Raw genomic sequence first — 25,336 nt, 5'->3', positions numbered from 1 at the left:
TTTCTCCATTGCCGCTAAAGAACTGCAAAGACCCGCCGCGCACGGCGGACGGGTCTGTTAAGGGTTAGCCTACGATTAACTGATGGTTTGCCAGCAGGGTGGCAAGATCGGTCTGGACACCGTTCAACGTCACCAGGGTGGTGAAATCACCGCCCTCCCCGCTCAGGTCAACCTGAATCAGCGTGTTGCTGCCTTCTGTTGTAACCTTCAGGTAGCTCAACAATTCACTGTTCGGATCGTCCATCTGCGCAATGCCGTTGATGTAGTGCGCGCTTTCATTGGCGGTGTAGCCACTGCCCTGCAACAGGTCGCTGAGGTCGATACGGTCGGAGTCCGCCGTGCCTTCCCAGGTGCCGAGCGTGAAGCCTTTCACCACATCGCTGCCGTTGCCGCCGGTGGCGTCAGCCTCGTTGAGCAGTTTGTAGAGCAGCGTATCCTGGCCGCCATTGCCGATGTTGAAGGTGTCGTTACCGCCGCGCCCTTCGAAGATGTTATCGCCGGTGCTGCCGGTAAACACATCGTTACCGCCACCACCCGCAACGCCTTCGATATTGACGAAGGTCGCTTTACCAAAGCCCGTTTCCTGCGCGTTGGCATTGCTTAGGTCAATCTTCAGCGCCGTATCGCCCGCCAGTTTGTAGTCCACGATGTCCATACCGCCCGTTGAACTCCAGACGTTTTCATCGGAGACCACTACGCTGCCGCCCGCACCGTTGTAAACATGCGTGCCCGCCGTGGCATACAGGGTGTCGTTGTAACCCGTGCCCAGAATCCCGGTGGTGTTGCTGCCATCGCTGGCGGCCAGAGCGCTGTCCTCCGCGCGAGCGCCGCTTTCCGCAGTCAGAACGTAAGCATGGTTTTTCTCCACCGCTTTCAACCCGGCCCAGGTGCTGTTGACGTTTGCCACGGACGTCAGTGTGCCGGAACTATCCAGGGCGAAGTTCTCGACGCCACCGTAGTGCTGACCGTTTGCCAGCAGCACCGCGCTGTACGACTTGCTGGCATCCAGCCCGTAGAAGTAGACCAGTGCCGTCGAGTCGTTCATGTTGACCCCGCCCTGCGGGTTGATGATTTGCGAGCTGACCACTTTGCCCGTCGCTTCATCCACCAGCAGCACCGTGTTGCCATAGAAGACGTTAATGCCGTTGGCGTCCGTTAAACGCAGGATCATGCTGGTGCCGTCTTTAATGACGCTCTTGTTCTCAACATAGGCGGTTGCGCCGCCCTGCGCCCTGAACACCACCAGGTCGCGGTCGCCGTCATAGTCAAGGTCGATCGCCAGCCCACCGGTGCTCACGTAAGTGCTGCTCAGGTTGGCGTTTTGCAGCAGCGTCTGCGGCATGCTCCAGTTTACCTGTCCGGTAGTGACGTTCGTTCCCTGGTTGGTCCACAGTGCGACAATGTTATTGGCGTTACCGAGAGCGGTACTGCCCCTTTCACCGGCAATTTCAATCACATCCATCTTACCGTCGCCGTTCCAGTCGACAGCGATTGACGTCATGCTGCTAATATCATCGCCGAGGTTTTGCACGTTGTAGCCCGCGCCCATCCCTTTCGCCGCCAGCGTCAAATTGCCTTTACCGTCGTTATAGTAAATGGCACTGTTAGCACCGTAGCTTCCTCCCTGTCCACCCAGCCCGCCAATGAACAGATCCATAAAGCCATCGCCGTTCAGATCTGCCCACATCATGGTGGTAAAGCGGTTCGCCGTCGTGCCGGTATCACCGTAGAACACATCGTTGATGATCTGGGTGTTGGTCAGCGTCATATTGCCCGCCTCATTCGCGCCATTACTGACGATCACCAGACGTTTCGACGATGAACTGCTTCCGCCGGTATCGGTCGTGTTCGACCCGCCCGTGCCGTGATAAGCCAGGTCAACATAACCATCGTTGTTCAGGTCAACGCCCGACAGTTCACGACTTGGCTGGGCGTTGTTGTTGTTGGTGGACGCCACGCCATCCTGAGTCGTGGAGGTATAAACATAGGCCCCGGTTTTATCGAACCCGAGAATGGTGCCGTTGGTGTTCATGACCAGTTGCGAGTCGTAGCCACCGCGCGCCTCGGAGTCGTTTGGCGTACCGTCGCCGTAAGCCACATCCACGTAGCCGTCACCGTCGAAGTCAATGCCTATCACACCCGCCCACCAGGAGTAGGTGTTGGCATTGCCATCGTTGGTTTGCCCGGTCACACCGTAAGACCCCACCTGGAACGTGGTGTACGTGCCGTCGCTGTTGTACTTAAACGACTGCTGACCGTTGCCATATTCCGTATCCGATCCCAGCAAATCCATCAGGCCGTCACGGTCAAAGTCGATAAACGATGAAGACTGCTGACGATCGGTTCCGTTCAACGATACGGAGTTAAACGATCCCAGCGTCGAAGACGTGGTGCCATTCTGCGTAAAGATGGTGGAGTTGCTCAGAATGCGCCAGGTGCCATCCTCCCCGAGAGTCATCGCTGTTCCGCTATCGCTGCTGGTGGCCGCCGTTGAACTAAAGCTAATCACCGGCGCTGCCGAGACGGTCAGTTCACTGCCCGTTTTATCCCGGCTGATCTCCTGACTGTCTTTGTTGTACAGCACCGCCGTCACGTCATGAGTACCAACATCCAGCGCGTGCGAATCCTGCAACTGTACATACCAACTGTTCTTGTTCGGCTCAATAACCACATCGCCCGTGCGCGAGCTATAGGTTGTGCCATCAATCGTCACTTCCAGATACTCGTCCGCATAGCGCGCGAAGTTCAGCGTACCGCTGATGATTGGCGTCGTATCCAGCGTGTCCTGGGTGTTGATCGTTACCGGCAGCTCAACCGTAAAGTTCATCACGTCAGAGAGCGTGCCCTCGTTACCTGCGGCATCGACAACCGCCGCCTGATAACCGTAGGTCTGCCCGTCGCGCAGCGGTTCCGTCAGTGCATACGTCCACTCTGTACCGGTCACGCTGGCGCGGCCCAGATAGTCGCCATTGCTGTCGTAAACGCGGACAAATTCGCCCGTTTTCAGCGTTTCAAGCAGCGTACCGCGCAGTACCGGTAAGCGTTCATCCGTGACGGTATTCGCGCCGAAGTTCCCGGTATCCGACCCGGTATTATCGATGTAACCCACCACTTTGGTGAGGCCGCCCGGTGCGTTGGTATCTACCGTGACAATCTGCTGCGTCGTCTGCCCGACGTTCCCGGCGTTATCGACAACGCGCAGCTGGTAGAGGTTTTCACCGTCATCCAGCTCGCGGGTGTCGATATAGCGCCAGTTAGTGCCGTTGACCACCACATCAATCCAGGTCTTGCCGCCGTCGAGGCTTATCTGCGCACGTTCATCCGCGCTCAGTTCAGCCCCCAGCGTGCCGTACAGGGTGATGGAGGTGTCATTGGTCAGGAAGTCGGTTTCGCTATAGCCGGTGTCATCCGAGATGCTGTCCACGGTAATGGTTTTCGCATCGTCCGGTTTCACCGTATCGATGGTGACCGTTGCGCTATCGGTCGCCCCGACGTTGCCCGCCGCATCGACCACGCGCACCCAGTAGTCGTGGTTGCCATCGTCCAGAACCTGCGTGTCGTTGTAGTACCAGGAGGTCCCGATAGCGATGGTATTCACCCAGGTCACGCCGCCGTCCATGCTGATCTGTACGTATTCACCCGGCTGGAGCGTACTCACCAGCGAACCGTGGATCGTCAGCGTTTTATCGTTAGTGATAAAGTCGCTGTCGCTCAGGCCACTGTCTTCCGAGATATGCGTAATGGTGACCAGGTTAGCCATATCCGGGCGTACCGTGTCTACCGTGACGGTTTTGCTGGCGGTCTGACCGACGTTGCCCGCATCGTCAATGACGCGTAACTGATAAGCGTAGGTTCCGTCAGCCAGCGGCGTGCCGTTGGCGTAGATCCAGTCGGTGCCGTTCACTTCCAGCTCCATCCACGCACCGCCGTTAATGCGAATTTGCAGATGCTCGCCCGCATTCAGCCCTGCGCCCAGTCGTCCTTCCAGCGAGTAGGTCTGGCTGTGCGTAATAAAGTCATTGTCAGCAATCCCCGTATCGCTGGAGATGCGGTCGATAATGATGCTCTGGCTGGCATCCGGTGCCACGCGGTCAAGTACCACGTTCTGGCTGTCGGTTGCGCCGACGTTGCCCGCCTGATCAACGACCCGCACCTGATAGTTGTGCGTACCATCGGCAAGCGTGCGGCCATCGGCGTAGCTCCACTGGGTGCCGTTGACGACCAGGTCAATCCAGCTTACGCCACCATCAAGGCTGATTTGCGCTTTATCACCCAGGCCCAGTGCCGCGCCAAGTTTACCGTTCAGCACCACATTGCCAACGTTGGTAATAAAGTCGTTGCCGACTAACCCGCTGTCACTGCTCAGGCTATCAATTGAGATATCCATCTGCGGCGGCGTGAGATCAACGCTGATGCCGTGAACGCTTTCACCGCTGTTGCCAATGGTGTTAGTGACGCTGGCTTTGATCTCATAAGCGTTGCCGTCGGTCAGTGCCATCAGCGCAACCGCCCCCACCAGCACCGACCAGATCCCGCCCACCTGCACGGTGGTTTCATAGGTGACGTTATTCAACGTCACCAACACTTTCTGCCCTTGCGGTGCCGTGGTGGTACCGGAAATGGTCAGACTCTGACCGCGTTCAGCGGCGTTGATCACGTCATCCTGCGAAACCGTGTTGATGGCGATAGTCGGTTTTTCACCGCTCAGCGTCACCTCGTGCGTGCCGCTACCGGTGTTGCCCGCCGCATCTTTCACGGTCGCGGTAATGGTGTATTTGCCATCCACCAGGCCGACGAAATCGAGCGCCGGTACGGTCACTTCCCAGCTTTCATCCGCCGCCACTTTCGCCGTATAGGTACGTCCAGCGAGTTCTACGGTGATGGTTTGCCCGGCAGCGCCCTCCGCTTTGCCGCTCACAGTCTGCGCCACCAGTTGCTCTGGCGAGTTCACCAGGTCATCCCCGGCGACGACGTTAATCGTTACCACTGGCGCGACGGTATCCACGACAAAGGTTTCGCTGCTGCTGCCGAGGTTGCCGGAGGCATCGCTGACCATCGCATCCACCTGAATCGTGCCGTTACCCATCAGGGCGACATCGGCTTTCGGCACGGTTGTCTGCCAGCTACCGTCGGCGTTAACCGTCGCGGTATAGCTCTTACCGTTAACGGTCAGCGTCAGGGTACGCCCGACTTCTGCCGTGGTTGTGCCGCTGATCACCAGCGCCAGCCCATGCTCGGTTGCGTTGAGCATTCCGTCACCGGAAACCGGCGAAATAATGATTTCTGGCGGTGTGGTATCCACCAGCAGTGATTGCCCCACCTGCCCGATGTTGCCCGCACTGTCCTGAGCACTCACCGAAATGGTGTAACGCTGGCCATCTGACAACAAGGCTAAATCGGCTTTCGGGATCGTCGTCGTCCAGCGATCGCCCGTCACCGTCGCCGTGTAGTTCTGGCCGTTCAGGGTGATCGTCACTTCGCTGCCTTCCGGCAGACCACTGCTCGACCCGGTCAGCGTCAGCGCTTTGCCCTGCTCGCTGGCGTTCAGCACGCCATCGACCGCAGGCGTATCCAGCGTCAACAGGATGTTCGAGGTATTGACCGTGACCACTTTGCCCTGCGTGGTGGCATTGCCCGCGCTGTCGGTGACAGTCGCACTGATATCGACCGTGCCGTTGTTGAGCGCAGAAACCCTCTCTGCCGGAACACCAATGCTCCATTTGCCGTTAGCATCCACGACCGTACTGACGGTGTAATCGCCCACGGTGACGGTGACGGTGTTGCCCGCCACGGTGCCCGTTGTGGTACCGCTGACCACCAGTGCCTGACCATGCTCTGCCAGGTTAATGATGTCGTCGCCCGCCGTGATATCGAAACTGACGCCTGGCGCCAGGGTATCAACCGAGACCGTCTGGCTGATGGTTGCCGGGTTACCTGCGGCATCAGCAATCGTGACCGTGCAGGTATATTGCCCGGAGGCCAGCGTTGCCAGCGCGTCTGGCGACAGGTCAACCTGCCAGGTGCCGTCAGCCAGTACGCTACCGAGGTAATCCACACCGTTCAGCGTCAGGGTCACCGTTGTCCCTACCGGAGCGTTAGTTGTGCCCGTGACTGCCACACCCGCTTCAGCTTCCGCAATGTTAATCACGTTATCCGCCGTGATCGGGTTCAGCGTGATGTGCGGCGGCGTGGTGTCCACCTGATATTCATGGCTTGTGCTCGCCGGGTTACCGACTTTGTTGGTGACCTCAACCGTGAACTGCGCCGAACCGTCACGCAGGGCCGCCAGTGCCGCCGTTGGGATAACCTGACTCCAGGAGCCATCCGCACCGACGGTCGTGGTGTACACATTGCCGCCAAAGGTGACAGTCACTTCCTGCCCCGCTTCAACGCCGGTGGTGGTGCCGCTCAGGGTCAGATCCTGCTTCATCTCCAGCGCATTAAGCACGTTATCGTCTGTCACGTCATTCACCGAGACAGAGACAGGCGCGAGATCAACGGTGACTTCATGGCTAATCTCAACCTTATTTCCCGCTGCGCTGCTGGCGCTAACGGTCATCTCCAGTTTGCCTTCGTTCCACTGCTTCAAGTCGGCAGCATCAATGCCGACCGACCAGCTACCGTCTGCGGCGACCACGCCGCTGTAGCTTTTCGCGCCGATAACCAGCGTGACTTTCGCGCCAACCGGCAGATCCTCACTGCTGCCTTTCACCACCAGCGACTGGTTATGTTCGCTGAGGTTAATGACATCGTCGCCCGCCACGATATCGAAACGGATACCCGGTTCGTTGTAGTCCACCATAAAGTCATGCTGGGCTGTGCCGAGGTTGCCGTGGCCGTTGGTAACACTGGCGGTGATCGTCAGTGCGCCATCGCCAATCGCGGAGAGTTCGTTCGCCGGGATTGTCGCTTGCCAGTTCAGGCTGGCGTCAACGGTCGCTTCATAGGTTTTCCCTGCGAGCAGAACGTACACAATGTCGTTTTCTGCCGCGCCGGAGACCTTGCCGCTCACCACCACTTCAAGCGCAGATTCATCCTTGTTAAGAATGTTATCGTCGGTGATGGCGTTGATGGTAACGGTTGGCGCGCGGGTATCCACAACCAGTTGCGCGGAGCCGGACGCCGGGTTACCCGCGTCGCTGCTGGCGTTTGCCGTTACGGTGTACGTGCCATCGCCAATCTGCGCCAGATCCGCAGGCGTCACCTCCAGCGACCAGTTACCGCTGGCATCAATTTGCGTACGGTACTCTTTGCTGTTCAGCGTGACCGTCACCCACGTTTCCGCCGCCAGACCATCGCTGGTACCGTTAATAGTCAGGTTAACGCCCTGTTCAACGGCGTTCAGTACGTTATCAACGGCAATCGCTTCAAAGCTGAGCCACGGCTGACCATTGTCCACCACGACCGGGCGAGACCCGGTGCCGGTGTTACCCGCGCTATCGGTTACCGAAACGTTTACGCTCTGCTGACCCGCACCCAGCACCTGCATATCGGCAGCCGGAATGCCCACGCTCCAGCGCCCCTGCGCATCCAGTTGGGTGGTGTACTGCTTACCGCCCACTTCCACGCTCACGCTATCGCCCGTGGTACCGCCGACGCTACTTCCGGTCACGACCAGCGCCTGGTTCTGCTCTGCGGCGTTGATGATGTCATCACCGGAAATCATGTCGATAGTCACCGTCGGCGCAACGGTATCAACGGTCAGTTGATGCGTCGCGGTGCTGCTGTTACCGGCTTTATCCGTCACGCTAACGGTCACGCTGGCACTGCCCTGCGGCAGCCCTGCGAGCGCGTCGCTGGCGAGCGTCAGGCTCCAGTTTCCATCGCTGTCCACCGTTGCCGGGCCACCATAGGACTGGCCGTTGATAAGCACGGTGACGCTCTGCCCTGCTTCCGCGCTGGTGGTGCCGCTGAGAGTGACCGCGCCTTCGACTTCGGCTTTATTCAGGACGTTATCCGCCGTCACCGCCGCGATAGTCAGCGTAGGTGCCGAAGCATCGACGCTAAACGCCCACTCGGTGCTGGCACTATTGCCATGCTGATTGGTAACGCTGGCGGTGGCGTTTGCCGTGCCATCGCGCAGTGTGTTCAGCGAGCCTGTCGGCACGGTAAACTGCCAGCTTCCATCATCCTGCACCTGTGCGGTCCAGGCTTTGCCCGCCAGCATCACGGTGACGGTCTGCCCGCTTTCCACGTTGCGGGTTGAGCCGCTCACCGTCAGCGCTTCACCGCGCTCAATCGCGTTCAGCACGTTATCAGCGGTGAAGGCATTAATGGTGATCGCCACCGGCGCGGTATCTACCGTGACCTGGTGATCCATTGCGGTTGACGTCCCGGCGGTATTCTTCGCTGTGGCGCTCAGTTGCACCGTGCCCGCACTCCAGCCTGCGACCACATTTTGTGGCACAGAGACGGTCCAGCTACCGTCAGCGTTGACGCTTCCGGTCCAGCTTCCACCCTGACCGTCGGACAGGGTAACGATGGCATTTTCTGCCAGCCCGCTACTGGTTCCCGACACCGCCAGAGCATGGCCCTGCTCAATGCTGTTAATGACATCATCACCGGCAACCGTATCAAAACGGATCCCCGGCGTACCGGTATTGACCGCGATATCACGGCTATCCGAACCGGTATTACCGTGCGCATTCTGGACGCTGGCGTCGATAGTCAGCGGACCGTCACCAAAGCCGGCAACGTCGGTGCTATCAACGGTGACCGACCAGAGGCCATTCGCCTCAACGGTGGTGTTGTGCGTTTTGCCTGCAATAATCACCTGCACGCTATCGCCCACCGCAGCGCCGCTTACCGAACCGGAAACCGTCAGATTTTGGCCCGCTTCGCTAACGTTAATCACATCATCGCCCGCGACCAGATCGATATGCACCACCGGCAGGCGAGTATCGACCTGCAACTGTGTGCTGCCGGAAACCGGGTTACCGTTGGCACTGCTGGCGCTGGCGCTAACCGTATAGCCCGCGTCACCCAGCAAGGCCAGATCGGACGGCGCAACCGACAGCGACCAGTTGCCGCTGTTATCGGTTTGCGCGGTATATTCGCGCCCACCCAGCGTGACGGTCACCATTGCGCCGTCTGCCAGACCACTGCTCTTACCGCTGATAACCAGATCGGTTCCACGCTCGATGGCGTTAAGCACATTGTCGTCGGCAATATCCTCAAAGGTCAGCGTCGGCACACCCAGATCGACCTGATAGTCTTTCGTGATAGACGTGCTGTTCCCGGCGCTGTCGGTGATGGTGACCTTCAATTCGCCGCTGCCGTTCGGAAGGGTCGCCATATCCTCTGCGGTGACACCAATGCGCCATGTGCCGCTGGCATCCACCTGCGTGGTGTACGGTTTGCCATTAAACTCAACCACCACCGTATCGCCCACTTTCGCATCAACGGTCGTACCGCTGATCACCAGCGCCTGGCCTTTTTCCGCCGCGTTGATGATGTTATCGGCGGTCAGATCGTTTACCGCGACTGTCGGTGCCTGGGTATCCACCAGGAAGGTGTGGTTGCCGGACGCAGGGTTACCCGCCTTATCGCTCACGCTGACGTTAATCGTGGTTAAACCCTGCGGCAGATTACTGAGTGCATCGGCCGCAAAGAGCGCTGTCCAGATGCCGCCAGCCGTCACCAGAGCGGTTTGTTCAACACCACCAATGTTCACCGTGACCGTCTGGCCCACTTCCGCCGTGGTGGTGCCCGATACCGCCACTTCACCGCTCGCTTCCGCACCGTTCAGCACGTTATCTGCGGTGACCGCATCGATGAAGATTGTTGGCGCGGTGGTATCAATAACAAAGTTCAGGCTGTTGCTGGTACTGTTGCCGCTGGCGTTAGAAACACTCACCTGCACGACGGCATCACCGTCGCGAAGCCCGTTCAGCGCCCCCGCATCCAGCGTGACGCTCCAGGCGTTATCCTGCACCGTGCCGGTGAATTGCTTGCCGTTCACGGTCACCGTCACGGTACGCCCGTTGTCGATGTTAGTGGTGTCGCCCGTCAGGACGATTTCGCCTGATTTTTCCGCACTGTTCACCACGTTATCTGCCGTCACCGGATTGATAGAAACGGAGGTTTCACGCAGATCCAGCGCCACGGACTCGTTAATCGCGGCATCATTACCGCTCACGTTCGCCACGCTGGCGTTCACGGTGATCGATGCCCCGTTCCAGTTTTCCATCTGGTCTGGTGTCAATTGCAGCAACCACGAACCATCAGCCCGCGTTGCCGCCGTACCCACGGCTGTACCGTTAACGCTGACCGTCACAATGCTGCCCGTGGCGACATCGGTCGTTGTCCCGCTGATCACCAGGTCGGATGCTCGCTCGGCAAGGTTCAGGGTGTTATCTGCGGTGACGCTATCGATACGAATGCCCGGTTCGGTGCTATCAAGCGTGATACCGTGCTGACCGGAGCCGATATTGCCATGTCCATTGGTGACGCTCGCAGTAATGGTCAGCGGCCCGCTGCCCAGTGCAGACAATTCGCCTTCACCTAACGCAACCGTCCAGGTGCCGTCACTCTTCACGTTTGTGGTATGCGACTGCCCGGCGATAATCACCGTCACCACATCATTTTCTGCCGCGCCGCTCACCGTACCGTTGATCGTCACGACACCGTTGGTTTCGGTCATGCCGATAATGTCATCGTCGGACACCGGCAGAATGGTAATCGTCGGTGCGCGGGTATCCACCAGCAGCGACGTTGTATCCGTCACGCTGTTTCCGGTGCTGCCCGCGGCACTGGCGGTCAGCGTATAATCCGCCTCACCCAGTTTCGCCAGCGCATCCGCCGGAACAGAGACCGACCACGCGCCATCCGCGCCGACAGCCGCCAGATAGTTCATGCCGTTGAGCGTAACGGTCACCACAGTGCCTTCCGCCAGTGAACTGGTTCCCGATACCGCCAGAGGCTGCATCTGTTCAATGGCGTTAAGCACGCCGTCGGTGGACAGCGTATCAAAGCGTAGTGTCGGAATACCGGTATCAACGTTAATGGTGTGTTCCAGCGACTGGCTATTGCCCGCGCTATCGGTCACCGTCACCTTAATGTCATAATCGATACTTTCCAGCACGGCCATATCCGCCGCCGGAACGCCAACGCTCCACTTACCGTTCACATCCAGTTGCGTGGTGTACGTTTTACCGTTCAGCACCACACTCACTTTATCGCCCGTCGTGCCGTTCGTGGAGCCGCCGCTGATGACCAGCGCCTGGCCCAGTTCAGTGATGTTGATCTTGTCATCACCCGCCACCATGTTGATGGTTGGCGTTGGCGCAACCGTATCGACCAGCACGGAATGAGTCGTTTCGGTGCGGTTGTTCGCCGCATCTGTAATGACCAGTTTGATGTCGTTTAGCCCATCGTTCAGGCCGACCAGATCCGCTGCGTTCACATTCAATGACCAGCGACCATCACTCCCCACGACGGCGTCGTGCGTTTTGCCGTTCAGCGTCAGAGAGAGCGTCTGCCCGATAGCATCGCTGGTGCCGGTTAAGGTCAGCGTCTGACTAAGCTCGGTACTGTTCAGAATGTTGTCAGCCGTAACCGGGTCGATCGCCAGCACCGGTGCGTGCGTGTCAACGTCGAAGGTGTGGCTGTTGGTGACGTGGTTACCGTTGGCCGACGTCACGCTCAACTGCACGGTCACTTCGCCGTCGCGCAGCGCAGCGAGAGAACCGGCAGGAACGGTCGTGCTCCACGTATTGTTATTCACCGTGGCGGTGTACTGTTTATTCCCCAGAGTGAGGGTGACAATTTGCCCGTCTTCGATGCCACTGGTTGTGCCATTCAGCACCACGTCGCCCGCTTTTTCTGCGGCGTTAAGTACGTTATCGTGGGTGATAATTCCCATCGCGACCGATACCGGAGCGTTGTCAATCTGCACATCCTGGCTGATAGCGGCGATATTACCTACACTGTTCTCAACGGACGCCGCGACGGTAATTTCACCAGTCCAGCCGCCAGCCACACTCGGTAGAACGCTGAATGCCCAACTGCCATCCGGATTAACGGACGCGTTCCAGGACTCGTTGCCGATAGTGACGGTCACCGTCGCGCCCGGCTCAACGCCGTAAGTCATCCCGGTGACCCACACATCCAGCGCCAGTTCCGCGATGTTCAGCACGTTATCGCCGGTCAGAGCATCAATACGGATCCCTGGTACACCCGTGTCGAGAGTGAAATCACGGCTGCCGGAGCCCACGTTGCCGTGACCATTGGTGATAGCCACGTCCGCCGTCAACGGCCCGTCGCCCAGCGTCGCCAGCTCTGCTGGCGTCAGGGAGATGCTCCAGTTACCCGCGGCATCCACCGTTGTGGTTTTCGCGTCCATGCCACTGAGGGTAACAACGACGCGATCGCCCGATACGGCGCCCGTGACGCTGCCGCCGATTAGGACCGAGCCCTGTGCTTCAGTGCTGTTGATGGTGTCGTCGGCGGCGATGATAGAAACCGTCACCACCGGCGCTTTGGTATCGACCAGCAACGGTTCCGTAGTGGTCACGTTGTTACCATCGCCTGCCACAGCGCTGGCGCTTACGGTGTAATTTGCTTCGCCAAGCGTTGCCAGGTCGGCGGTGCTCACCTCAATGCTCCATTTACCGGTGGCATCGGTCTTCGCGGTGTAGCTCAGCCCCGCCAGCGTCACCAGCACGTCGGTGTCAGCGGGCAGATCGCTGGTTCCGCTAATGGTCAGCGGCTGGCCTTTTTCGGTCGCGTTGAGTACGCCATCTTCGGCCAGAGTATCGATGTCCAGTTGCGGCTTGCCGGTGTTGACGGTGAAGTCATGGGTGACTGTCTGTTCGTTCCCTGCCCGGTCGGCAATCACGACCGTGAAGTTGTTGTCGCCTTCGCTAAGCTTGGCCATTTCGCTGGCCGGAATGCCAACGCGCCATTCTCCGTTGCTGTCGACGACGGTGTGATATTCCACATTATTCACGGTCACGATAACCGTGTCGCCCGTTGCGCTGTCTGTGCTGCCGCCGTCAATCACCAGTGCCTGGCCCTTTTCGGTGGCGTTGATGATGTTATCGCCGGTCAATGGGTTCACTGTTACCTGTGGGATAACGGTGTCTACATCAACGGTGTGCTGAATCTGCGTTGGGTTGCCGGCCACATCGCTGACGCTCACATCAAACTGCACGGTACCATTGCTGCTGAAGGCACTTGACGGGATGTTCACTTCCCAGGTGCCATCGGCTCTGACCTCGGCCTCTACACTGGTGCTACCGACATTCACGGTGACGATTCGCCCTTCACCCGCGTTGGTGTAACCACTGAGGACCTGCTCCGCTTTCGCTTCGCTGGCGTTGATCACGTTATCGGCGGTCAACGGGTTCACCGAAAGCGTCGGCGGCGTAGTGTCGAGAACGAAAGTCCCGCTGGCACTGGCGCTATTTCCCTGCGAGTTCGTCACGCTGGCTTCGACAGCCACGCTGCCGTCTTTAATGGCGGCAAACATCGCGTTAGTGACCGTCACTTCCCAGGTGCCATCCCCTTTAATGGTGGTATCCAGTCGCTGTCCACCGACATACACCACCACCGGGTTACCTGCGGCAGTATCTGCACTGGTGCCGGTAAGCACCATGCTGGTTCCCGCTTCGCTGGCGTTAACGATGTTATCGCTGCTCAATGCATCAATCGCGATAGCCGGCCCGGCAGTCACTACATCCACATCATGACTGACAGAAATCGCGTTACCGGAGAGGTTTTCACCGCTGGCGGTCAGTGTTGCAGAGCCGTCGCGCAACTGGACGACTTTATCTGCCGGTATCTCAATCATCCAGCGCCCATCGTTGCCAATAAGCACGTTATCAGACGAGAAAATCACGCCATCGATAGTGGTCAACGTCAGGGTGAACGGTGTTCCTTTCGCGATATGCTCACTGGTTCCGCTTACCCACAGAGACTGGTTCAGTTCGGCGAGGTTAATGATATCGTCGCCCGCTATCGTATCGAAACGGATACCCGGCAGGCTGGCGTCGATGGTCATTTCACGTTCAGCCGCGCCCTGGTTGTTATTGGCATCCGTCGCCGTCACGCTAACCGACAGCGAACCGTCTCCCAGACCAGCGATCGTTTCGGGATCCAGATCCAGAGACCAGCTCTTGTTGTCTGCCCCCAGTACAGCGGTATAGGTTTTTCCGCCGATCGCCACCGTCACGTTGGTCACGGCAACATCGGTAGAGCCGGTCAGGGTGATACCTTCCTGCGCTTCCGTGTTATTCACCACATCATCATCTGCAATCACATCAATGGTGATGCGTGGCAGGCTGACCTGAATATCCAGCGGACGGCTGGCGCTTCCGGTATTCCCGGCGGCATCCGTCGCGCTCACGCTGACGTCGTACTGATGGTTGTCCACCAGCGCCGGAAGATCCTCTTTCGGCACTATCGCCGACCAGTTACCGTTAGCTTCCGTTACGCCGTAGTAAGTTTTGCCGTTCAGACGAACGGTCACCTGTACGCCTGCGGTCAGAATATCTGACGTACCGGACACGGTGAGATCTGTACCGCGCTCCTCGCTGCTCAGGAGATCGTTTCCGGCGATCTCTGCGATGGTTAGAACCGGTGCTGCCGTGTCGATGGCAAACGGGAAGGACTCCGTCCCGACGTTACCTGCCGCATCCGTGATCGCCACCTGAATAGTCTGTTCGCCGTCATCGAGCGCCGCCAGATCGCTGGCTTTCACCCCAACGCTCCAGCGTCCGCTGCCATCAACGATGGTCGAATAGGTGTGATCGCCCAGCGTCACAACCACTTTGTCTCCGGCGACAGCGCCCGTGCTGCTGCCGCTGATCACCTGCGCCTGACCTGCTTCGGTCGCGTTTAGGACGTTATCGGCGGTGAGACTATCGATAGTGATGCCTGGTGCGACGGTGTCGATGAGAACACCGTGTTCCAGCGAAGTGCTGTTCCCGGCTTTATCCGTCACCGCGACGGTCAGATCGTGTGAGCCCTGCCCCAGCGCATTCAGCGTGCTGGCGTCAACGACCAGGCTCCAGACTCCGCCCGCAAGTACCAGCGCCGTTCCCAGCGTCTGGTTGCCAACGAATACGGTGACCGTCTGGCCAATTTCCGCATTTGTTGTGCCGCTGAGGGTGACACCCGCACTGGCTTCCGCGCCGTTGATAATGTTGTCGCCCGCGACCGTGTTGAGGGTCAGCATCGGGGATTCGCTATCCACCACGAACTGGCGCTCCGCACTGGCGGTATTGCCGTGTGCGTTAGAAACAGAAACCTGCACCGTGGTCTGGCCGTCGCGCAGCGCGCCCAGGTCAGTGTCACTCAGCGTCAGGCTCCAGGCCCCGTTATTCACGGTCGTCGTGTACTGTTTACCGTTCAGGGTGATGATGACTTGGCGACCGTTTTCAACGCCGCGCGTCTCGCCGGTCAGCGTTTGTTCAGCGCCTTGTTCCGCCGCGTTCAGGCGATCGTCGCCAAACAGGGTATTCACCGACACCGCGACGGCTTGCGTATCAACCTCAACCGTGTGCGCAATGTTTTGCACGTTGCCCGAGGCGTTGGTGCCGCTAACGGCAATCACCAAAGAGCCTTCCGGCCAGGTTTGCATCGTCTGCGGCGAGAAGAGAAGCTGCCAGTTACCATTGGTATCCAGCGCGGCATCGTAGCTCACACCTTTGATGGTGATCGTCAGTCCTTTGAGATTATCCAGCCCGGTTGATGTGCCGGAAAGCACCAGGGAATTGCCCAGTTCGATGGCGTTGATGACGTCATCGCCCGCTACCGTATCGACACGAATCGACGGGTAGGAGGCATCGATCAGGATCTCACGGCTGGCGTCGCCCCGGTTACCGTTCTGGTTCTCAACCCAGGCGTTCACCGTCAGGTCGCCATAGCCGATGCCCTGTAACACATCCGCGCTAACGTTCACCGACCAGGTGCCATCCGCCAGCACCAGGGCTTCGAGCGGATCACTGAGCCCGATATCGATATAGACTTTTTGCCCGGCTTCCGCGTTCACCACGCGACCGCTGATGGTCTGCTCGGTTTTGATTTCGTCATCGTTGATGACGTTATCGCCTGCGATGGTGTTGATGGTCAGCAACGGCAACGTGGTATCCACCAGCACATCGTGGTTGGCGGTGTTATGGTTGCCAATGGTGTCGGTCACGCTGGCGGTCGTGGTGTAACTGGCTTCACCCAGGCCCGACAACGCTGACGGCGGCACGGTGACAGACCAGTCGCCATCGGCGTTCGCGACCGTCGTGTACAGCACGCCGTTCAGCGTAACGGTAATGGTCTGGTTCGGCTGGTTGCTGGTCCCGGTGATCGCCAGATCCTGACCTTTTTCATTCAGGTTGATGATGTCATCGCTGGTCACCGTATTAATAGTAATGTCCGGCAGTGCGGTGTTCACCGTGACGGCGCTTTCCAGACGGCCTTCGTTACCCGCCTTGTCCGAAACCGTCACCACCAGCGGGTTGCTTCCTTCGCTCAGTGCGGAAACCGCAGAGGCCGGTAAGCCAATGCTCCACTTTCCTTCGCTGTTCAGTGCGGTGGTGTAGTTTTTCCCGCCGATAGAGACGGTAATAATCGCCCCGGCTTCCGCGTCGCTGCACGTACCGCTAATGATTTGCGCCTGACCGTGTTCGGAGGCGTTCAGGATATTGTCACTGGTAATATTTTCTACGGTAATCACCGGCGGCAGCGTATCCACATTGACGTCGGTCGTGATCGTGGTTTCATTGCCTGCCAGATCGCTGACTTTAAGCGTCAGCTCTAACGGCCCTTGTGGCAACGCGCTTTGCGCCGCTGGCAGCGTAATGCTCCATGCGCCATTTTCAGCCACCGTGCCGCTAATCCACTGGCCGTTCCATTCAACCTGTACCGTTTGTCCCTGTTCTGCGTCACTAAAGCCGCTGACCACAAAGCCGCCTTCCGCTTCGGCCAGGTTAATGACGTTATCCCCCGCCACGGCAGAGACGCTTAATGCAGGTGCGGTGACATCAACCTCATACTGGCGGCCCGCATCAGCCTGATTACCGTTCACGCTGCTGACGCTGACCTGTACGCTGGCGGAACCGTCGCGCAGCGACGCTAAATCCTCCGTCGAAATATCGACGTGCCAGCTTCCGTCATCTTCCACCCGGGCCTGATACTGATGCCCGGCAAAAGTGACCATCACGCTCTGTCCGACTTCGATACCGGAAGTGCTGCCGGTCAACGTAATCCCGTTTGCGCTTTCTTCAGCGTTAATCACGTTATCCGTTGTGACAGGATCGATACTCACCGCCACCGCGTTCAAATCAACCTGCGCCAGATGGCCGAAACTGCTGCCTGCGTTACCTGACACGTTTTCTGCGCTGGCGACAATGCTCAGTTCACCGTTTTGCCAGCGGCTGACATCTGACTCCGGCACGATCACTGACCAACGACCATCGGCATTGACCTGCGTGGTATAGGTAGTGGTTTCCGCCACGCCGTCACGCATTTCGGTAATGGTTATCGTGACATCATGCCCTTTCGCCACGCCCGTGCTGGTGCCGCTGATGGTGACATCGCCCTGGGCTTCCAGGATGTTAATAACGTCATCACCCGCCACCGTATCGATACGCAGCCCCGGTACACCGGTATCCACGCTCAATTCATAGTCTGCGCTGCCGCTGTTGCCACGACCGTTAGTAACCGTCGCGGTCGCCGTTAACGGGCCGTCGCCAAAGGCGCTGAAGGTATCTTTTGGGATAGTCACCGTCCAGACGCCGCCGTCTTTAACCGTCGTCTCGAAGGTTTCCCCGCCCAGCGTTACCACGACTTTACTGCCCACTTCGGCATTTTTCGCCGTACCGCTAATAGATTGATCCTGCTTACTTTCCTCGACGTTAATCACATCGTCACCCGCCAGCGGCGTAATGGTGACCTGCGGTGAAGCGGTATCCACGGTGATCGGACGGCTGGTGCTCTGATGGTTGCCCGCTTCGTCGGTGACGCTGGCGGTGATCGTATAGTTCGCTTCGCCCAGCGCGGCTAAATCCGCCGGGGAAACGGTGACCTGCCAGTTGCCACTGGCATCGGCCAGAACGGTGTAATCACGCCCGTTCAGGGTAACGAGAATATCGCGCCCCGGCTGATCGCTGCTGCCCGTAATGGTGATATCGGCGGCTTTCTCCGCATCGTTCACCACGTCGTCAACCGCGACCTGATTAATGGCGATTAATGGCAAATCCAGCACCACTTCCACAATGCTGGTCAGCGTGTCGATGTTGCCCGCGCTGTCGGTAACCGTGACCACCAGCGGGTAATCACCGGCGATCAAATCGCCTGCTGGCGGAACGCCCAACTGCCAGTTGCCGTTGTTGTCCAGCACCGTGGTGTAGCTTTTGTTATTGAAGGTCACGGTGACGACCGCGCCCGGCTCCGCGTTCAGACAGGTGCCCGAAAGGATCTGTGCCTGTTTCAGTTCAGTGGCGTTGAGTTTGTTGTCGCCGGTCACCGGCGTCAGCGTCAGTTCCGGCACCAGCGTGTCAATATTCACGCTGTGCGTCTGGCTGGTGCTGTTGCCCGCTTTATCTTCTACGCTAACCTCAACGGTTTGCAGCCCCTGCGCCAGCGTCGTGACGTCCTGAACGGCATCGATGTGTACGCGCCAGGTGCCATCGGCATTGACGTCGGCGCTATAGGTTTCATTCAGCCATTTAACAACAATCTGCTGGCCCGCTTCGGCGTTGGTTGTACCGCTAATGTCAAAACCGGCACCTGCTTCCAGCGCGTTGACCTGGTTATCCGCTTCGACCGTGTTGATGCTGATGGTCGGCGGCGTGGAGTCGACCGCAAACTGGCGTTCCGCTGATGCGCTGTTGCCGTTGATATTGCTGGTGCTGACGCTGATGCTGGCATCGCCCTCTTTCAGGCTGCCCATATCCACTGCGGCAACCTCAAGCGCCCAGCGACCGCCAACCACTTCAACTTCGTAGCGATGGCCCGCGAAGGTGACCGTCACATGCTGGCCGTCTTCAATGCCCGCCACCGCACCGCCCAGTGACAACGGCTCGCCGCGCTCGGTCAAATTGAGAACGTCATCCGAGGTGATCGGATCGATAGTGATCGCCGCAGCACTGAGATCCAGTTCAACCGTATGACCAATTTCAATGCTCTGGTTGCCGTTAACATCGGCAACGCTTGCGCCAATCACGACTTCGCTACCGATCCAACCAGCCACTTCCTGTGCGTCAACGGTAACAGACCAGCTACCGTCGGCATGCAGTGTGGTGGTGTGCTGAACGCCATTGACCGTCACAATCACATCCGCGCCCGCTTCCGCGCCCTGCGACGTACCGCTGATCAGTAAATCCTGCTGGTGTTCGAGGATATTGATAACGTCATCGCCCGACACGGTATCGATACGAATGCCCGGTTTGTCGATATCAATCGTGAACTGATACTGGCTTTGCGTACTGTTGCCATGTTCGTTGGTGACGGAAGCTGTCGCCGTCAGGCGTCCATCGCCTAGCGCCTCCAGCATCGCCTGCGGGAGCTCCAGTTCCCAGGTACCGTTAGCCCCAACCTGCGCGTCATAATCCTGGCCGCCGATGGTGATGGTCACCTTTTTTCCGGCTTCAACGTTCAGGGTAGAGCCTGTCAGCTTCTGCCCTGCGGCGAGTTCATCAATGTTGATCACATCATCATTGTTTTGCAGGCCGTCGATAATAAGCACCGGCGACGCCGTATCCACCAGGATAGTCTGGTTGGTGCTGGCCGTGTTGCCCGCCGCATCGGTCACGCTGGCGACCAGCGTATAACCCGCTTCGCCCAGCAGTGCCAGATCGGCAGGTGACAGATCCACACTCCACTCACCGGTCGTCGCGTCCGTCGTGGCGGTATAATTTTTGCCGTTCAGCGTCAGGGTGATGTCAACGCCATACTGGTTGCTTGTGCCGGTGAGCGTGATGCCTTCGCCGCGCATCTGTGCGTTAATGACGCCGTTGTTGTCCACCGCATTGATAGCAATGTCCGGCGCGGTCAGGGCAACGTCAAAATCATGGCTGCCCTTGCCGGTGTTTCCGGCGGTGTCTTTGACGGTCACGGAGATGGTGTGCTTGTCTTCACTCAGCGCGTTGACGATATCCGCCGGCATCCCGACGCTCCAACGCCCGGCGGCGTCCAACACGGTGGTGATACTCCAGCTTCCTACGACAACGGTGACAATATCGCCCGCCGATGCGCCCGTGACGCTGCCGCTGATAATTTGCGACTGGCGATGTTCGGTGCTGTTCAGTGTGTTGTCGGTGCCACCGACGTTATCAATGGTGACAACAGGCGCTTGCGTATCCACCAGCAGCGTTTGCGTGGTCGTCGTACTGTTCCCGGCTTTATCCGCCAGGGTGACGATAACCTGCTGCGCGCCCTGCGGCATCAGGGCCGCGTCCGCCGCATCGACCGTGACGCTCCAGCTTCCGTCGGCCTGAATCTCTATTTCATACGATTTGCCGTTCCAGCTCACCAGGCCTTTCTGGCCCGGTTCCGCATTGCTCTGGCCCTGTAGGGTAAACCCGGCAGTGGCTTCCGCCGCGTTAATCACGTTATCACCGGTGACCGCATCGACCACAATCGTCGGTGCACTGAGATCAACCCCGTAATCCTGTGCGCTGTGCGCCTGATTGCCATTCTGGTTACTGACGCTTACCTGCACCGTCGCGTCACCTTCGCGCAGCGAAGCCATATCAGATGGCGATAGGGTGTAGTGCCAGCCGCCGTTTTCATCGACGGTGGTGGTGTACTGATGACCCGCAAACAGAATGGTCACCGTCTGGCCCGCTTCCACACCGGAGGTCGTCCCCTTCAGTACCAGCGGCTGCCCCTGTTCGGTGGCGTTAATCACGTTATCTGCGGTGACGTTTTCAATTGAGATAGCCACGGCATCCAGATCCACATCGATCGTATGCTGCCAGGAGCCGGTATTTCCGGCATGGTCATCGACACTGGCGTCAATCTTCAGCGCGTCGTTCGGCCAGCGTGCAACATCGGTCGCCGGAACGGTCACCGACCAGGTACCGTTCGCGTGCAGCGTGGTGCTGTACTCCTTGCCATTCACGGAGACCAGAACGTCCGCCCCGGTATTCGCACCGCTTACCGTACCGCTGATCACTACCGGCGCGCCCTGTTCAATCAGGTTAACCACGTCGTCACCTGCCACGGTGTCGATGCGGATCCCCGGAAGAGTGGCGTCAATTTCGGCCTGGAATTCGCCTGTGCCACGGTTGCCGTGGACGTTAGTGACTTCCGCCGTAAAGTGCAGTTCACCATCGCCCAGCGCGGTGAGTTCATCTTTGGTTAATTCGATGTCCCATTCGCCTGCGCCGTTCACGATGGCGTCTTTGCTAATGCCGCCCACCGTCACCGTGACAATGCTGCCCGCTTCCGCGTTGACCACGTAGCCCTTCAGGATTTGTCCGGCGTTCACTTCATCGAGGCTGATGACGCTGTCGTTGCCGTCAAGCCCGGTGATCACCACCTGCGGCGCGGCGGTATCCACTACCACGTTATGGCTGGTTGAGGCGCTGTTGCCGGCGCTATCGGTCACGCTTGCGCTGAGGGTGTATTGCGCTTCGCCCAGCGCCGCGAGGTCTGCCGGGGAGATCGTGACCGACCAGTCACCCTGCGCGTTGGCGGTCGTGTGGTATTCACGCCCGTTGAGGGTCAGCGTTATCTGGCGGCCCGGCTGGTTGCTGCTACCGCTCATCTCCAGGTTCTGGCCTTTTTCGATGGCGTTGATCACATCGTCGCTTGCCACACCGCTATTAATGGCAATTTCCGGCGCGGCGAGGCTCACGGTAAAGACATTTTCACTCTCACCGGTGTTACCGGCTTTGTCGGTAATGCTGGCGGTAATTTTCGCCTCACCTGCGGCAAGGGCCTGGATCTTGTCAGCCGCGACGCCGATACTCCAGCGGCCTGCGGCATCCAGTACGGTGGTGAAGGTTTCTTTCTGCACATTTGCATCCGTACCGTACCACAAGGTCACCGTGACGCTATCACCCGCGATGCCCCCGGTGCTGGATCCAGAAATCACCTGCGCCAGTTGATGCTCGCCCTGGTTTATCACGTTATCGGCGGTGAATGTGTCGATAATCACCGTCGGTGCGAGCGTATCGACCAGAATCTCCTGGGATGTGGTGCTACTGTTGCCCGCGCGGTCCTGTACGGTCACAGTGACGCTTTGCGCGCCCTGACCCAGCGCGGTTAAATCTGCCGTCGGAACGGTCAGGGTCCAGGTGCCATTATCTGCCACATCTGCGGAGTACGATTTACCATTGAGGCGAACGGTAACGGTCTGCCCCGGCTCTGCCGAGGTGATGCCGCTCAGGATTTGTCCGGCGGTGTGCGTCGCTTCTGTCGCGTTAAGAATGTTGTCATCGGTCAGGGAGTCAATGCTGACAGCCGGAGGTTGTGTATCGACAGTGACCTGACGACCGCTGGTGGCGGTGTTGCCACTGGTATTGGTGACGCTGACCTGAATATCCGCCGCACCGTCCGCGAGATTCGACAGTACGTTTGCCGGCACGTCGCAATGCCAGCTACCGTCGCCCTCTACGGTGGCGGTCAGGGTTGCACCGCCAATACGGATCACCACGGTCTGGCCCGCTTCCACGTTCTGCGTCAGGCCTTCCAGGGTGATCCCAGTGCCTTTTTCGGCGGCATTGATCATGTCATCGCCCGTCGCCGGGTTGATGGAGACGGCGACCGGGTTGAGATCGACGGTCACACCGTGGCTACCGGTTGCCTGATTGTAGCCGTCATCTGCGGAGACGGTGATGGTCAGGCTGTCCTGCCCTTCAACCAATGTTTTCAGTTGTTCGCTGCTGATGCCCGTCTGCCAGCGCCCGCCAGGGCCAATCTGCGCGGTAAACTGTTGACCATTGATCTCCAGGTGTACGGTCGTGCCTGCCTGAATATGGCTACTGGTTCCGCTGATGGTCAGTGATTGATTCAGTTCGATGGCGTTAATGATGTCATCGCCGGAGACGATATCCACGCCGAGACCCGGCAGGTTAGCGCTGATCACAAACGCCCCGTGGGTTGTGGCGCTGTTGCCGCTGAAGTTGGTGACGGTGGCGGTGATATTCACTTCGGTGTCGCCCAGCGCCTGCAACTGCGCGGAGGTCACTTCCATTTCCCAGCTCAGATCGCTCTTAACGGTCGCGTTGCCCAGCAAAATGCCGTTCAGCGAGACCGCGACGGTATCGCCCGGTTTCGCATAGCTGACAGAGCCGGTGATGTACTGGCTTTGCGCCACATCGTCCACACCCAGCAGGTTATCGCCGGCAACGGTGTTCAGCGTCACGACCGGCGACAGGGTATCCACCACCAGTTTGCCGCTGTTTTCGACCGCGTTACCAATCGCGTTGGTCCCGCCGACGGTCACGGAGTAGGTGGTGTTGTCCAGCGACACCAGGTCTTCCACCGGGACGATAACCGACCAGCAGTTGCCCCCGCCCTGTGCGCTTTCAACGGTAGACTGATAAGACTGGCCGTTCAGGGTAACGGTTAATTCGGTGCCCACCGCAAGGTTAGTGGTACCGGAAATGGTCAATGGCTGGCTGACGCTATCGGCGTTCAGCGTCTGCGCACCATTGATATCATCAATCTGGATCACCGGCGCTTCAGCCGCCATTGTAAAGGTATGCTCACCGCTGCTGACGTTACCCGCCGCATCGGTGATCGTAATCTGGACCGTGTGCTGGCCCTGCTCAAGCTGGCTAATCAGCGCAGGGGTTAACGGCGCGCTCCACTTACCGTCGCTGGAGATAGCACCGATGACCGTAGTGCCATTGATGGTCACTTCCACTTTGCTGCCCGGTGCGGCGTCCGTGGTGCCGCTCAGGATCTGCACTTCCGATTGTTCCTGCGCATTCAGGACGTTATCGGCGGTCAAAGAGTCAACCGTCAGCGCGGGTCCTACGCTGCTGATAGTGACGCTGCCCGTGGTGGTGGTTTCATTACCGGCTTTGTCGCTGACCGTGACGGTAATGGCGTTCGCCCCCTGCGGCAGCGTTGCAAGCGCATCGGCATCGATGGAAATCTGCCATTTCCCGCCAGCCTGCACTGTTGTCGTCCAGCTCTTGCCGCCGATGTTTACGGTGACCGTCTGCCCTTCTTCGGCGTCGGTTGTGCCACTCAGGCTTTGCGCCGTCGCCAGTTCACCGCTGTTGAGAACGTTGTCATCAGTCAGCTTATTGATTGTCGCATTTGGCGCCTGGGTATCCACCATCAGGGTTTGTTCACCGGTAATCACATTGCCGGTGCTGTCCGTACCCGTCACCTTCACCTGATGCGTACCCTGCGCCAGCTTGCCAATATCGGCGGCAGGCACCGAGACCTGCCAGCTGCCGTTTGCGCCCACTTCAGTTGTATAGGTTTTGCCGTTCAGGGTGATGGTAAGTGAAGTTCCGGCAGCCAGTTCTTTCGACTGCCCGCTGACGATAACGGCGCTGGCCGCTTCTGTTGCGTTGACGACGTTATCGCCGCTCACGGTATCTGCGGTAATACTGGCCTTCGCCGTCACCACTTCCAGCGTGATTTTGCCGCCATCGGTGGTTTTGCTACCGTCGATCTGTACCACGCTCCAGGTATGCTTGCCTGCATCCTGAGTCGGTAATGTCACTTTCCAGGTGCCATCGCTGCTGACCATCGCGCTGGCGACGGTGTTGCCGCTGGCATCTTTGATTTGAATCGTGCTGCCCGGCTGCCCGGTGCCGGAGAACGTTGGGGTAGTGTCATCGGTCAGCGCATTGCTGCTCAACACGCCCTGCTTATCGCCCTGATCGTCAGAAACGACAAAGGACGGCTTTGCCGTCTCAACAGGAGTGGTGTTATCAATAACCGTTGTCTTGTGCCCGCCACCGCTGTCATTTGCCAGCAGTGCGCCTACGCCTCCGCCCAGCAGCAGACCGCCTGCAATCCAGCCCCAAGGCAGGTTATCCAGCGCGCTCTGTTCGATAAAAGGTTCAATACTGGCAATTGGCGTCGCCTGCGGCGTCAGCGCAACCTGGCCCATTCCCAGGCTTTCGCCCGTTTCGGCAAAAGTGATATGGGTCAGTTGCTGGTTGTCATCCATAAACACCAGTTCAGACTGTTTACCGTCCTCTTCGCCAAAGGCCGAAAAATAGTTGCTGCAACGGATGACCGAGCCATCTTTCATGTAGATGAGCAGGTCTTTTCCCTGCCGAACATATCGCTCGACGTTTGCCGGCGCCCCCTGAATCTGCACTACGCTCGGTTCGGTCAGTAAAATAGAGAGGTTCCCCTCACTGTTGAGAACAGTTTTACTGGCGGTTTTACGGGCGATGATATTGATAGTTTTAGACAC

1 protein-coding gene is annotated in these 25,336 nt (G+C 58.7%); it reads right to left on the bottom strand.

The window, feature by feature from the left end; all coding sequences use genetic code 11:
- Positions 1–64: 64 nt before the first annotated feature.
- Positions 65–25,336, bottom strand: a complete 25,272-nt coding sequence (locus tag ACWWFX_RS09490; protein ID WP_473223680.1) for an Ig-like domain-containing protein — start codon at positions 25,334–25,336, stop codon at positions 65–67.

The sequence above is a fragment of the Pseudocitrobacter sp. 2023LY-00077 genome (genome assembly GCF_055796175.1).
This window is presented reverse-complemented; position numbering and strand designations above follow the sequence as displayed.